This is a genomic window from Streptomyces himastatinicus ATCC 53653 (assembly GCF_000158915.1).
Taxonomy (GTDB): Bacteria; Actinomycetota; Actinomycetes; order Streptomycetales; family Streptomycetaceae; genus Streptomyces; species Streptomyces himastatinicus.
In genome coordinates, this window is the sequence record NZ_GG657754.1 from 9,173,814 (window position 1) to 9,187,451 (window position 13,638).

The following is a 13,638-nucleotide window of genomic DNA, read 5'->3' on the forward strand; positions in this document are numbered from 1 at the left end:
CGGGACGAGCAGCCGCCACCGGGGCGCCCGCGTGGCCGCCGCCCGGGGCCACGGCCTCCTCCACCCTCGCCATGTCGGGTCCGGCGCCGAACAGCGTGCTCATCGCGGTGTGCCGGTCCCTGGCCTCGCGTGGCGTCAGCTCGTGCAGGGGCGGGGCCCCGCTCGCGGCCGCGCGGGCGAGGAATTCCGACGTCGCTGGGTCGAGTGTCATCGTCGGCTCCGCTCATCCGCCCGCGGGCGCGGCGCGCCGCTCTTCGGCGAGGGCCAGTGCCTGGTGCCAGCCGCCGCCCGTGCGCAACAGCTTCTGATACGGGGCGAGTTCGCGCGCCCCGCCGAACCCGACGACCGCCCGCAGCGTGCCCCCGCTGCCCGCGATCGCCGTGAAGTCGCCCTCGTCCGGATCTCCCGCGACGGTCCGGACCTCGTCCTCCGCGCCGACCCGTCCATGGATCCGCAGCCGGCCGCCGAGCTGATCCGACCACACGTACGGCACCGCGTCGCAGACCAGGGGCGTCCCGGTGAGGTTGGCGGCGACGACGGACGCCTGGTCGGCGGCGTTCGTCCAGTGCTCGACGCGGAGGTCCGTACCGTAACGGGGGTGGTGCCAGCGGGCGATGTCCCCGGCCGCGTACACGTCCGCCACTCCCAGCGCGCCCAGGTGCTGATCGCATACGACGCCGTCCCGCAGGACCAGCCCGGACCCTTCGAGCCAGCGGGTGGCGGGCCGGGAACCGACGCCCAGCACCACCAGATCCGCCGGGACGAGCCCGCCGTCCCCGAGCCGTACGCCCCGGAGCGCGCCCCGGCCGTCGTCCTCGATGCCCGCCACCGTGGCCCCGAGGCGCACCGCGATGCCGTGCCGGACGTGGCGCCCGGTGAGGGCCGTGCCGAGCACCGGCCCGAGACCCCGCACCATCAGCGCGGGCTGCGGTTCCACGATGGTGACCGCGCAGCCCAGGGACCGGGCGGTGGACGCCACTTCGGCGCCGATGAACCCACCGCCGACGACCACCAGCCGGGCCCCCGCCCGGCAGCCCGCCCGGATGGCCGCCGCGTCCTCGGCGGTACGCAGCATGTGCACACCGGGGCACGGCCGCAGCCCGGGGAGGGTGCGGGGAGCGGAGCCGGTCGCGATCACCAGGGCGTCGTACGGCAGTGGCGGCGCGCCGCGCAGCGCGACGGTGCGGCCCGACGGGTCCAGGCCGGTCGCCGTCGTACCGAGGAGCGGTTCGACGCCGAGCGCGGCGAGTTCCGCCGCCGACAGCAGCGGCGGGGCCTCGGCGCCGGGGTCGGCGAGATAGCTCTTGGACAGCGGCGGCCGGTCGCACGCGACCGTGGGCTCGGCCCCGACGAGGGTGATCCTGGCCTTGCTGCCCCTGCGGCGCAGCAGCTGTACGGTGCGGACGCCCGCGAGGGAGGCGCCGACCACGACGATGTGCATGGCGCGCCTCCTTCAGGCGTCGGGTCCGGGGAAGCGGGGGCGGCGCTTGTCGAGGAACGCCTGTGCGCCCTCGGCCATGTCGGGGCTGCCGATCGACTGCACGAGCATGCCGAGGCCGCTGCTGAAGGAGTCGCGGGCCGCGTTCCACCACACATTGGAGCTGATCTTGGTGATTTCCAGGTAGCGCGGGCTGAGTTGCGCGAGTTCGGCGATCCACGACTCGACGGTCGGCTCCAGCTCGGCGTCGGGCACGACGGCGTTGACGAGGCCGAGTTCCAGCGCCTGCGCGGCGGAGTAGCGGCGGCAGAGCATCGCCATCTCCTTGGCGCGCTTCTCGCCGATCTGCACCCCCATCACATTGGTGGCGCCGGTGACGGGGGAGCTGCCGACCCGGGGACCGGTCTGCCCGAAGGTCGCCGACTCGGCGGCGATGGCGAGGTCGCAGGCGACGACGAGTTCATTGCCGCCCCCGGCCGCCGCGCCGCCCACGGCGGCGATGACCGGGCGCGGACAGTTGCGGACGGCATCGAACAGCCGCAGGGAGGCCCGGTAGAGGCCGCGCATCGCGGTCACATCGGGCCTGCTGAGGCCGGTGAGGGCGCCCCCGGCGCAGAAGCTGCCCGGCACGCCGGTGATGACGACCGCGCGGGAGCGGCTGGCCCCGTCGAGCGCGGCCGCCACCGCCTCGGCCATGGCCGGGTCGTAGGCGTTGCGCCGGTCGGGACGGTTGAGGGTGATCCACGTGGCGTCGCCACGCCGCTCGACGAGGACGTCGCCGCTGTTCCCGGGCCGCCCGGTCACGGCCGACCTGCCCGGTCGTGGCGGCCCGGAGGCGCGCCCGCCCCCGTCTCGGGCCCGCCGGAAGGCCGATCGGCCCAGCCCGGACCGTCGAACGGTGCGCCCGGTTTGCCCGGTGTACTGGGCTCGCCCGGTCCGCCCGTGCGACCGGCGCCACGCGTGCCGCCCGGCCCGTCCGTGCCGTGCGTGCCGCCGTTCGGCGGGAGTTCGCCGGAGGGATGCCGTACGGCGGCCGTATTCGTGCCGTCGGGCTTGCCGGTGCCACCCGTGCCGTGCGTGCCGCCCGGCCCACTTGGCCCGTCCGGCACGCCGGTGCCGCCCGGCCAGCCGGGGCCACCGGGCCCGCCCGGCCCATCCGGCCTGTCCGTGCCTGCCGGTCCGCCCGGCCCGTCCGTGCCGTCCCTTTCGCCGTTCGGCGGGAGTTCGTCGGAGGGATGCCGTTCGGCGGTCGTATCCGTGTCGTCGGGCTTGCCGGTGCCACCCGTGCCGTGCGTGCCGCCCGGCCCACTTGGCCCGTCCGGCACGCCGGTGCCGCCCGGCCAGCCGGGGTCACCGGGCCCGCCCGGCCCGCCCGGCCCTTCCGGCCTGTCCGTGCCTGCCGGTCCGCCCGGCCCATCCGTGCCGCCTCTTCCGCCGTCCGGCGGGAGTTCGTCGGAGGGATGCCGTTCGGCGGCCGTATTCGTGCCATCCGGCCTGCCGGTGTCACCCGCGCCGTGCGTGCCGCCTGGCCCGTCCGGCACGCCGGTGCCACCCGGCCAGCCGGGGCCACCGGGTCCGCCCGGCCCACCCGCGCTGTCCGTGCTGCCCCTGCCGGGGCTGGGTTCGCCGGAGGGTGGTCGCATGGTGGCGGTGTCCGTGCCGTCCGGCCCGGTCAATCCGCCCGCGCCTTGCGCGGCGGCCCTCCCGTCGGTCGGGCGGGGCTCGACGGTTGGTGGCCGGGCCGCGGGGAGGCCCAGGAGGCGGGCGGCGTTGTTGCCGAGGATGCCCGCCGTGGCCTCGTCGGACAGGCCGAAGGGCCCGGATCGCCGCGATCTCCGCCGCCGGGTCGGCCATCGTCCAGTCGGAGCCCGAAAGACCACGCGGTCCGCGCCGTGTCTGCCGATGATCGCGCGTACCGCTCGGGCGCGAGCCGGGCCATGGTGGGCGGCCATGAGGTCTCCAGGAAGACGTTCTCGCCGAGCAACTGTTCCTCCGCTTCCTCCAGCCGGTGGTAGCCGCCGAAGTGGCAGGCGATCAGCCGCAGATCGGGGAAGCGCCGCACGATGGCGCGGACCATCGCGGGGGTGGCCCGCTCGTTGCTGAGCCGGTCGCCGCCCGCGCCGACGTGGGCGATGACGGCGATCCGCGAGCCGAACGCCTCCAGCAGGTCCCACACCCTCGGGTCGTCGTAGGCGAACCCCTGGAAGAGGGAGTGGAGTTTGACGCCCGTGATGCCGTGGCGGCGCAGGCTCGCGAGGTTGTCCTCCAGCGGCAGGTCCGGGTGGACGGTGCCGAAGGGCAGCAGGTCCGGGCCGCGCCGGGCGGCGACGAAGCGGTTGACCGCGTCGACGTGCCGGGCGGTGTCGGCGATGCCGAGCAGTACGCCCTTGTCGACGCCGGAGCGGGCCAGCACCCGGTGCAGGGAGGAGATCTTGCCGTCGCCGTGCCGTTCCAGCTGGGGCACCCGGCCGCCGAGGGCCCGTTCGGCGAGGGCGTCGGGCCAGGCGTGGCAGTGCACATCGATGATCACTTCGGACCCGCTCCCTTCACGGCTGGCCGCCGTCGACGGTGATGACCGAGCCGGTGGTGTACGAGGACAGTTCGCCGGAGGCCAGATACAGCGCCGTGCCGACGATTTCGGCGGGCCGCCCGCCCCGGCGCAGCGCGAAGCCCGCCGCGCGGGCGGCGAAGGCGTCCATGTCCCAGGCGGCGGTCACGTCGGTGTGGAAGGTTCCGGCCATGATGGCGTTGACGCGTACGGTGGGGCCGAAGGCATGGGCGAGGCCCGCGGTGAGGGCGTTGAGCCCGGCCTTGGCGGCGGCGTACGGCAGGACGTCGGCCCGGGGGCGTACGGCGGCGGTGCTGCTGATGTTGATGATGCTGCCGCCGCGATCGGCGGCCATCCGGGTGCCCGCGAGCGCGGCCAGCCGGAACGGTCCCTTCAGGTTGACCCCGATCACCTTGTCGAAGAGGACCTCGCCGACGTCCGCGACCGTGTCGTAACGCGGCGACATCCCCGCGTTGTTGACGAGGACGTCGAGCCGCCCGAACTCGGCGTACGCGGCGTCGACCAGGCCGTCGAGCCCGTCCCACCGCCCGACGTGGCAGGCGTACGGCAGGGCGCGCCGCCCGGTGGCCCGGCGCACCTCGGCGGCGACCTCGGCGCAGCGCTCCAGGGTGCGGCTGGCGATCACGACGTGGGCCCCGGAGGCGGCCAGGCCGAGCACGATCTCCCGGCCGAGTCCGCGGCTGCCGCCGGTCACCAGCGCCACCCGGTCCGACAGATCGACGGCGGTGGTCATGGCACACGGGTCCGGTCCGGGGCCACGGCCGAGGACGCGGCGAGTTCGGCCAGCTCCTCGCGGGTGAGGCCGAGCAGTTCGGTGAGCGCGGGCCCGGTGTGCTCGCCGATGGCGGGCACCCCCTCGTACAGCGGGCCCGGGTAGCTGTCCAGGTGGACGACGGGGCCGGGCACCAGCACCGGCCCGAGGGCGGTCCCGGCCAGTTCGACCAGGGTGCGGGTGCGGAAGTGCGGGTCCTCGACGATGTCCCGGGCGTCGTTGACGGGCGCGGCGACCACCTCGTGGGCCTCCAGATCGGCGAGCACCTCGGCGCGCGGCCGCTGCCGCACCCAGGCGCCGACCAGCCGCTGGAGTTCCTCGTTGTGCTCCATCCGCGCCGGGTTGGTGGCGAACCGGGGGTCGTCGCCGAACTCGGGGTGTCCCATGGCGGTGAACAGGCGCAGCGCGATGGTCTGCGAGGACGCGGCGATGGACATCCAGTGGCCGTCCCCCGCCTGGTAGATGCCGCGCGGGGAGGCGGAGCCGGAGCCGTTCCCCACCCGTTGCTGGATCTCGCCGCTGCTGGTGTAGCGCAGGATGCTGTCGCCGAGGATGAACATCAGCGGTTCGTAGAGGGCGACGTCCACGGCGTCGCCCCGGCCGGTGCGGGACCGGGCCAGCAGCGCGGTGACCGTGCCGAAGGCGCCCATTAGGCCTGCGATTGAGTCCGTCCAAAGCCATAACTGCGGGGGAGGTGGGCGGGTTGCCTGGCCCACCCCGATGCGTGAACGCCTTTCCCGCTCCGGTACGGACCGGGTCTGGCCGAAGCCGGAGACGCGGGTGAGCACCAGGCCGGGGTTGTCGGCGGCCAGCACGTCGTAGCCGAGCCCCCACTCCTCCAGCCTGCCGGGCCGGAAGGACTCCAGCACCACGTCCACCCGCGCGGCGAGGCGGCGCACCAGGTCGCGGCCCGCGGGCCTGCGCAGGTCGATGCCGATGGACTCCTTGCCCGCGTTGAGCCGGGCGAAGCCGAGCGCGAGGCCGTTGTGCTGCGGTGTCCAGTGCCGGGCGAAGTCCCCGGTGCCCGGGTCCTCGACCTTGATGACGCGGGCGCCGAAGTCGCGCAGCATGCGTCCCGCGGTGGGGGCCGCGTACATCGTGCCCAGTTCGAGCACGGTGACCCCGGCGAGCGGCCCAGGACAGCTGCCCCGTTCGCGGCTCATGCGATGCGCTCCGCGGTCAGGGACGCGGCACCGTGCGGGGCGAGGCGGTCGTGGGTGCCGGGGGTGACGCCCTCGGTGCGCAGCAGCGCCTTGCGCACCCGCTCCGACGGGGTCTTGGGAAGCCGGTCGACGACGCGGACGAAGCGGGGTACGGCGAACGCGGGGACGCGTCCCGCGCACCACTCCCACAGCTCGGCGGGGTCGAAGTCGCGCGCGGCGACGACGACGGCCATCACCTCGTCCTCGCCCGCCTCGACGCCGGCGGCGACGCCGATCACGGCGCACTCCAGGACGGCGTCCCAGCCGAGCAGGGCCTGCTCGATCTCGTACGAGCTGATGTTCTCGCCCCGGCGGCGCAGCGCGTCCTTGTAGCGGTCCACGAAGTAGTACCAGCCGTCCGCGTCCTTGCGCAGGGCGTCGCCGGTGTGGAACCAGAGGTTCCGCCAGGCGTCGACGGTGCGCTCGGGCATCCCGTAGTAGCCCATGCTGCACGTCCACGGGTGCTTCGGGCGGACGACCAGCTCGCCGATCTCGCCGACCGGCACCTCCACGTCGGTGTCGGGGTCGACCAGCCGGATGTCGAACCAGTCGGCGGCCTGGAGCCCGGCGGCACCCGCCGGGCGCTCCTCGCCGTAGGGGCTGAGGATCGGCGCGCTGGTCTCGGTGAGCCCGAAGACCTCGACGAACGCGTCGATGCCGTAGCGCTCGCGGAACCCCGCCAGGATGGAGCCCGCGGTCGGCGCGGCGAACACCGAGCGCAGCCGGTTGTCGGCATCGTCGGGCCGGGGCTCCTGCTTCCAGATGAAGTCCATCATCACGCCGATGAGGTTGGTGACCGTGACGCCGGAGGCGCGCAGCTGGTCGACCCACCGGCTGGCGCTGAAGCGCGGCCGCACCACCAGCCGCGCCCCGGCGATGAGCGTCAGATACGCGGCCATGAACTGGGCGTTGCCGTGGAAGAGCGGGGTGCAGGCTGAAAGTACACGTCGTGGCGGTCAGCCGCTCGAGGCTGTCCACCTCCTCGCCGAAGACAGTGCATCTGGGCGTGCGGCATCGCCACGCCCTTGGAGGGGCCCCGTGGTGCCCGAAGTGAAGAAGATGGAGGCAAACGATGAGGGAGCGGGGGCGGGCGTCGGCGGGCGCGCCCCCGGCCGGGCGCCGCGCGCCAGCTCCTCCCAGGGCTCCGCCCGCCACCCGGCGTCGCGCAGCGCGCGCAGGGCGCCGTCGCGGGATCCGGTGTCGACGACCCAGAAGCATTCGATGACGCGGGCGTCGTCGGCGACGGCGAGGAACCGGTCGGCGAGTACGTCGTCCACCACCGCCCAGCGCGGGCCCGCGGTCACCAGCTGGTGGCCGAGGAACACGCCCTCGTAGGCGGTGTTGACGGGCACCTCGACATAGCCGCCGAGCGACACTCCGAGCCAGGTGCGCACGAACTGCGAGGAGTTGGCCGCCATGACGAGCACCCGGTCGCCGGGGGAGGCCCCGGCCAGGGCCAGCGCGTCGGCGACGGATTCGGCCTGCTCCAGGCTCTGCGCGTAGCTGAAGGTGCGGTGCTCCTCCGGTACGTCGAGGAAGACCGCGTCGGGGCGGACGTGTGCCTGGTGGCGCAGCACGGTCGCCAGGGTCCAGTCGCGCTGGTCCGGGAAGACCGGCACCAGGTCCGTGTAGGTCCTCATCTCACCCCTTGTCCGCGCGGTGGCGATGACTCGAACAGAATTGATATAACCATAGTCATGGTTTTGGGGCCAGGGTTCAGCCGTGGCCTTGCGTGAGCGTCTTGGCGAGCTGGCCGGTCAGCACCTCGTTGCCGCCCTCGTAGATCCGCATCGGGCGGGCATTGCGGTAGAGCCGCTCGATGGTGGACCCCGTGACGAGCCCGAAGCGGCCCATCATCTGCACACAGCGGTCCACCACCCGGCCCGCGGTCTCCGTCGCCGCCACCTTCGCCATCGAGGACCAGGGCAGCGCCGCCGCCGGATCCTCGGCGGCCCTCGCGGCCGCGGTGTAGGTCAGGGCGCGCGCGGACTCGATCTCCATCCACGAGGTGCCCAGCAGATGGGGGAGCGGCCCGAGCCGGGCGAGCGCCCGGCCGAACTGCTCGCGCGAGGTGGTGTGCCGTACGGCCTCGTCCAGCGCGGCCTGGGCGAGGCCGACGGCCGAACCCGCCACCGAGACGCGGAAGGTGGACAAGGTCTGGAGCACCAGCGGGAACGCGCCGCCCGGTGTGCCGATCCGGTGGTCCGCGGGGACCGACACCTCGTCCAGGAACACGGTGCCGAGGATGTGCGGGGCGATGATGTCCGGGCCGCTCTCCACCCGTACGCCGGGGGCGTCGGCGGGGACGAGCACCAGGCTGTGGCCGTCGCCCTCCCGGCACAGCACGGTGTAGAAGTCGGCCGCACCGGCGTTGGTGATCCAGGACTTACGGCCGCTGACCACCAGGCCGCCGTCGGCTTCGGTCACGCGCGTGGTGACCGACCGCAGATCGGAGCCGATCTCGGGCTCGGTGAGCGCCAGCGCGGCGATCGCCTCCAGCGCGGCCACCCGGGGCAGCCAGGCGTCCCGTAGCCGCGGGTCGGCCGCGGACAGCGCGAAGCTGCCGATGCCCTGCATGGCGAACAGCGAGTCCAGATGCGCGGAAACGGCCATCAGCGCCTCGCGCACCACCGTGACGGCGAGGGGGTCCACGCGCGCGTCCTCCCCGCCGTGTGCGGCGGGGACGGTGAGCCGGACCAGGCCGCTCGCGCGCAGCGCGTCCCGCGTCGCCGGGTCGATGCCGGTCGCGGCGTCGGCGCGGTCGGCGCCGGGGCGCAGCCGCTCGGCGAGTTCCGCGGCGCGCTCGCGCAGGGCGCAGTGACGTCGGGGTAGCCGGGTCAGATCGAACGGCATGGGCGGTCTCCTTCGCGTTCGTATCCCCGCAGGTGGGGGTCAGCGACGCTGGTCGAAGCTCCGGCCCAGCAGCTCGGAGACGATGCGGGTGCGCTGCATGGTGGGGGTGCCGCCCGCCAGGGCCCAGCCGTGGGCGTCGCGGTGCAGTCGCTCGATGCCGTATTCCTCGGTGTAGCCGTTGCCGCCGTGCAGCTGGATGGCCAGGTCGGTGACGCGCTTCGCGGTCTCGTTGGCCGTGCACTTGGCCAGCGAGACCTCCAGTGGTGAGGGCAGGCCCCGCCCGGCGCCCCGGGCCGCCCGGTAGACCAGCAGCCGCGCCGCCTCGACCTGGAGCACCATGTCGGCGAGGGTCAGCTGGGTGGCCTGGAACTCGATCAGGGGCTTGCCGAAGGCCGTACGGGTCTGTACGTAGTCCACGGTGCGGTCGACGGCGGCCTGGGCGAGGGCCAGGCTCATGGTCGCGTTGCCGAGCCGCTCCAGGGAGAAACCGGTGAACAGCTCGCGGAAGCGGCCCGCGTCCACCAGCAGGTTGGCGGCGGGGACCCGTACGTCGTCGAAGTGGATGTCGCACGACGGGATGCCGCGGAAGCCCATGAGCTTCTCCTGCGCGCCGTACGAGATGCCCGGGGTGTCGGCGTCGACCACCAGCGCGCCGATGCCGCGGGCGCCGGGCACATCGGCGAGCCGTGCGTACAGCAGGTACTGATCCGCGTGACCGCCGCCCGATATCCATCGCTTCGATCCGCTGACCCGGTAGGAGTCGCCGTCCCGGACGGCGCGGGTGGTCATGTCGGTGGCGGCGGAGCCCGCGTCGGGTTCGGAGATGGCCACCGCCATCGTCGCGTCGCCGCGGATGACGGGCGGAAGGCAGCGGGCACGCAGCTCGTCGCCGCCGAGCAGATTGACGACGGCGGCCGGGCCGGTGGTGCACTCGAACACCTGGAACGCCGCGGGGCGGCACTCCTTGGCCAACTCCTCGATCACCACGAGCGCGTCGAGCACCGGGGCGCCGGAACCGCCGAACTCCTCGGGCAGCGTGATGCCGAGCAGCCCCAGATCGCCGAGCCTGCGGCGCTCCTCGTGCGGAAGCGGCAGGCGCTCGGCGTCCCAGCGCGCGGCCAGCGGTGCGTAGTGCTCCCGGGCCAGCTCCCGCGCCATGCGGCGCACCTCGAGCTGCTGCTCGGAGAGGCCGTTCGTGGGGTCGTTCACCATGGTTCCGGACACGAATCCATGGTAAAGGTATGCATAGTTTTTCTGTCAAGGCACCTCACGGAACCGGGGAACGCCATGCCCGCAGCCGTCATCGTCGACGCCGTGCGCTCTCCCATGGGCCGGGGCAGGCCCGGTGGCGCGCTCTCCGATGTCCACCCGGTCGATCTGCTGGCTGCGGTCCTCACCGCGCTCCTGGACCGCACCGGCATCGACCCCGGCACCGTCGACGACGTCCTCGTCGGCTGCGCGGGCCAGGCCGGTGAGCAGTCCGCCACCCCCGGACGGCAAGCCTGGCTGGCCGCCGGACTTCCCGAGCACGTGCCCTCGGTGACCATCGAGCGCAAATGCGGCTCCGGCCAGCAGGCGCTGGACTTCGCCGTGCAGGGGGTGGTCGCGGGGGCGTACGAGACCGTGGTCGCGGCCGGAGTGGAGTCCATGAGCCGGGTGCCGATGGGATCGGCCCGCCTGGGCGCCGACCCCTTCGGCGCGGGAGTGGCCCGCCGGTACGCCCCCGGCCTGCTGCCGCAGGGCATCGCGGCGGAACTCGTCGCGCGGAAGTGGCAGCTGAGCCGCGAGGCGCTCGACGCCTATGCCGCGCGCAGCCACGAGCGCGCCGCCAAGGCCGTGGCCGACGGCGCCTTCGCGCGCGAGACCGTGCCCATCACCACCCCGCACGGCGTCGTCTCCGCGGACGAGACGATCCGCCCCGGTACGACCCCCGAGGGGCTGGCCGAACTCCCCGCGGCCTTCGCCGGATCCGGATACCACCGCCGCTTCCCTGACCTCGACTTCAAGATCACCGCGGGCAACGCCTCCCAGCTCACCGACGGCGCAGCGGCGCTCCTGGTGATGTCCGAGGAGCGTGCGGCCGCCCTCGGCCTCACCCCCCGGGGCCGGATCGTGGCCTCCGCCGTCTGCGGCGACGATCCGCTGCTGATGCTCACCGGCCCCCTCCCCGCCACCCGGCGGGTGCTGTACCGCTCAGGGCTGACCCTGGACGACATCGCCGCCGCCGAGGTCAACGAGGCGTTCGCGAGCGTGCCGCTCGCCTGGCAGGCCGAGTTCGGGTTCCCCGACGACCGGCTCAACCCCCGGGGCGGCGCCATCGCGCTGGGCCACCCGCTCGGTGCCTCCGGCGCCCGGCTGGCCACCACGCTGCTCGGCCACCTGGAGGACACCGGCGGCCGCTACGGACTCCAGACCATGTGCGAGGCGGGCGGCATGGCCAACGCCCTCGTCCTGGAGAACCTCGGCGCGCCCTGAACCCGTACCACCTCGCTCACGAAGCCAAGGAGGCGACCAGCCATGGACGTCACATCAGGGTCCGCCGTGGTGACCGGCGGGGCCTCCGGCCTGGGACTGGCCACCGCCCGGCGGCTGGTCGCCGCCGGAGTGCCGACCGTCCTGCTCGACCTGCCCGCCTCCGACGGCAAGGCCGTGGCCGCCGACCTCGGCGCCCGCGCCCATTTCACGCCCGCCGACGTCACCGACCCCGACGCCGTCGCCGAAGCCGTCGCGGCCGCCGAAGCCCTCGGCCCGCTGCGTACGCTCGTGCACTGCGCGGGCCGGGGCGGCGCGATGCGGGTCGTGGACCGCGACGGCGAACCCGGCTCCCTCGACCTTTACGAGTCCGTCGTACGCGTCAACCTGATCGGCACCTTCAACGTGCTGCGCCTCGCCGCCGCCCGGATGGCCCGCAACGAACCGGTCGACGGCGAGCGCGGTGTCTGCGTGCTCACCGCCTCCGTCGCCGCCTGGGAAGGCCAGATCGGCCAACTCCCCTACGCCTCCGCCAAGGCGGGCGTCGTCGGGCTGACCCTGGTGGCCGCCCGTGACCTGGCCGGCAAGCTGATCCGGGTGTGCACCATCGCCCCCGGCCTCTTCGACACCCCGATCCTGGCCCGGCTGCCCCAGCGGGTGCGCGACTCGCTCTCCACCATGGCGCCGCATCCGCGCCGCTTCGGCGTCCCGGACGAATACGCCCGGCTGGCGCTGCACATCATCGACAACCCCATGCTCAACGGCGAGACGATCCGCCTCGACGGCGCGATCCGGATGCAGGCGCGATGAGCCCCGAGGTCACCGTCGAGGCGCGGGGTGCCGTCCTCGTCGTCACCATCGACCGCCCCGAGGTGCGCAACGCCGTCGACACCGCCACCGCGCGGGCGATCGGCGCCGCGATGGAACGGCTCGACGCGGACGACGCGCTGTGCGTCGGCGTACTGACCGGCGCCGGGGGCACGTTCTGCGCCGGAATGGACCTCAAGGCGTTCCTCGCGGGCGAGCGCCCCTCGGTGCCGGGCCGCGGCTTCGCCGGGCTGGTGGAGGCGCCGCCCGCGAAGCCGCTCATCGCGGCCGTCGAAGGCTTCGCCCTGGCCGGAGGGTTCGAGATCGCGCTCGCCTGCGATCTGATCGTGGCCGCCGAGGACGCCTCGTTCGGGCTGCCCGAGGTGCGCCGCGGGCTGATGGCCGGGGGCGGCGGCCTGCTGCGGCTGCCGCGCCGGGTGCCGCTGGGCACGGCGGCCGAGTGGGCGCTGACCGGGGACCGTATCGACGCCGTACGGGCGCATGCGGCGGGCCTGGTCAACCGGCTCACACCGCCCGGCGGCGCCCTCGCCGGGGCGCTGTCGCTGGCGGGCGGATCGCGGAGAACGGCCCCCTGGGCGTACGGGCCACCAAGCGGGTCCTGAACGAGGGCGGCCGGTGGCCCGCCGAGGAAGCCTTCGCCCGGCAGCACGCGATCTACGAACCGGTCCGCTCCTCCGAGGACGCCCGCGAGGGCGCGTCGGCGTTCACGGAGAAGCGCAAACCCGTCTGGCGCGGCCGCTGACCGTATGGACAACGGCCATGCGATCAGCGCCAGTTGACGACCTGGTCGACGAGCGAGGGGTGGCGCCTGCGCACGTAGTCCGCGTACTCCTGCATGTGCTGCCGCATCAGCCGCTCCGCCGTCGCGGCCTGCCCCTTGGCGATGGCCCGCGCGATGGCCTTGTGCGTGGCCTGCACGTCCTCGCGCCGGTCGGGCGGGAAGAGGAAGCCGCTGACCTGGTCGTGGAAGATGTCCTCGAGCGACATGCTCACCAGGTTGAGGATCGGGTTCCCCGACATCGACGACACCTTGCGGTGGAAGTCATGGGTGGCGGCGAAGTACCGATCGTCGTCCTCCACCACGGACTTCTCGCACGACTCGGCCAGCTGCTCACCCAGCTCCGGCGCGTTCCGCTCGGCGGCCAGCCGGGCCATCGTCGCCTCCATCACCAGCCGCGCCTCCAGCAGTTCACCGAAGGTGACGCCGCCGAGGTGGTAGAAGAGCGTCGACATCCGCCCGTAGTCGCGGGTGCGCACCTCGATGACCATCGGGCCGCCGTTGCGCCCCGGCTTCATCGTGATGAGCCCGTGGACCTCGAGGATCCGCAGGGCCTCGCGGAGCGAGCCGCGCCCGACGCCGTAGTCCTCGATCATCTGCGCCTCGGACGGCAGCAGCGTGCCCGGGGGAAGCTTGCGCTTCACGATGTCGTGGACGATCTCCTGCGCCAGCGCCTCGGCGACCTTGGCCCCGCGTTTCAGTGTCTTCGTCGGTGCCATTTCCTCA

11 protein-coding genes and 3 pseudogenes are annotated in these 13,638 nt (G+C 74.0%); 3 read left to right on the forward strand and 11 right to left on the reverse strand.

All coding sequences use genetic code 11. From position 1 onward, the window contains the following. The 10 genes and pseudogenes from SSOG_RS54345 to SSOG_RS39090 form a co-directional block, all read right to left on the reverse strand. Positions 1-211, reverse strand: a pseudogene (locus SSOG_RS54345) (hypothetical protein); the annotation flags it as partial. A 12-nt stretch (positions 212-223) separates the two neighbouring features. Further along, the gene (locus tag SSOG_RS39055; RefSeq protein ID WP_009719834.1) at positions 224-1,441 is read right to left on the reverse strand and encodes an NAD(P)/FAD-dependent oxidoreductase; all 1,218 of its coding nucleotides are present in this window, start codon (positions 1,439-1,441) and stop codon (positions 224-226) included. Positions 1,442-1,453: 12 nt separating this feature from the next. After that, the gene (locus SSOG_RS39060) at positions 1,454-2,242 is read right to left on the reverse strand and encodes an enoyl-CoA hydratase/isomerase family protein (RefSeq protein ID WP_009719835.1); all 789 of its coding nucleotides are present in this window, start codon (positions 2,240-2,242) and stop codon (positions 1,454-1,456) included. A gap of 868 nt (positions 2,243-3,110) precedes the next feature. Further along, positions 3,111-3,968 (reverse strand): amidohydrolase family protein, encoded by an 858-nt coding sequence (locus SSOG_RS39065; RefSeq protein WP_009719837.1) that lies wholly within the window; start codon positions 3,966-3,968, stop codon positions 3,111-3,113. Positions 3,969-3,984: 16 nt separating this feature from the next. Next, complete coding sequence (locus tag SSOG_RS39070) at positions 3,985-4,740, reverse strand: SDR family NAD(P)-dependent oxidoreductase (protein ID WP_009719838.1); 756 nt, start codon at positions 4,738-4,740, stop codon at positions 3,985-3,987. Continuing rightward, the gene (locus SSOG_RS39075) at positions 4,737-5,942 is read right to left on the reverse strand and encodes a CaiB/BaiF CoA transferase family protein (RefSeq protein WP_009719839.1); all 1,206 of its coding nucleotides are present in this window, start codon (positions 5,940-5,942) and stop codon (positions 4,737-4,739) included. Before SSOG_RS39075 ends, SSOG_RS39070 begins: the two co-directional genes overlap by 4 nt. Continuing rightward, positions 5,939-6,427, reverse strand: coding sequence for an AMP-binding enzyme (locus SSOG_RS56845; RefSeq protein ID WP_342634424.1), 489 nt, complete (start codon positions 6,425-6,427; stop codon positions 5,939-5,941). Before SSOG_RS56845 ends, SSOG_RS39075 begins: the two co-directional genes overlap by 4 nt. After that, positions 6,428-7,621: pseudogene (locus tag SSOG_RS56850) on the reverse strand (AMP-binding protein); the annotation flags it as partial. A 76-nt stretch (positions 7,622-7,697) separates the two neighbouring features. After that, on the reverse strand, positions 7,698-8,834 hold the full coding sequence (locus SSOG_RS39085; RefSeq protein ID WP_009719841.1) for an acyl-CoA dehydrogenase family protein: 1,137 nt from the start codon (positions 8,832-8,834) through the stop codon (positions 7,698-7,700). A 39-nt stretch (positions 8,835-8,873) separates the two neighbouring features. Further along, complete coding sequence (locus tag SSOG_RS39090; protein ID WP_208867415.1) at positions 8,874-10,058, reverse strand: acyl-CoA dehydrogenase family protein; 1,185 nt, start codon at positions 10,056-10,058, stop codon at positions 8,874-8,876. 63 nt (positions 10,059-10,121) lie between these two features. Between SSOG_RS39090 and SSOG_RS39095 the strand changes: the two genes are divergently transcribed. The 3 genes and pseudogenes from SSOG_RS39095 (at position 10,122) to SSOG_RS39105 (ending at position 12,876) form a co-directional block, all read left to right on the forward strand. Beyond that, positions 10,122-11,309 (forward strand): thiolase family protein, encoded by a 1,188-nt coding sequence (locus tag SSOG_RS39095; RefSeq protein WP_009719843.1) that lies wholly within the window; start codon positions 10,122-10,124, stop codon positions 11,307-11,309. A gap of 42 nt (positions 11,310-11,351) precedes the next feature. Then, positions 11,352-12,116: an SDR family NAD(P)-dependent oxidoreductase gene (locus tag SSOG_RS39100; RefSeq protein WP_009719844.1), complete on the forward strand. Its 765-nt coding sequence runs from the start codon at positions 11,352-11,354 to the stop codon at positions 12,114-12,116. After that, positions 12,113-12,876 (forward strand): annotated as a pseudogene (locus SSOG_RS39105) (crotonase/enoyl-CoA hydratase family protein). Before SSOG_RS39100 ends, SSOG_RS39105 begins: the two are co-directional and overlap by 4 nt. 23 nt (positions 12,877-12,899) lie before the next feature. Here SSOG_RS39105 and SSOG_RS39110 read toward each other — a convergent pair. Continuing rightward, positions 12,900-13,631, reverse strand: coding sequence for a FadR/GntR family transcriptional regulator (locus tag SSOG_RS39110; RefSeq protein WP_039939752.1), 732 nt, complete (start codon positions 13,629-13,631; stop codon positions 12,900-12,902). Between the last annotated feature and the right edge of the window lie 7 nt (positions 13,632-13,638).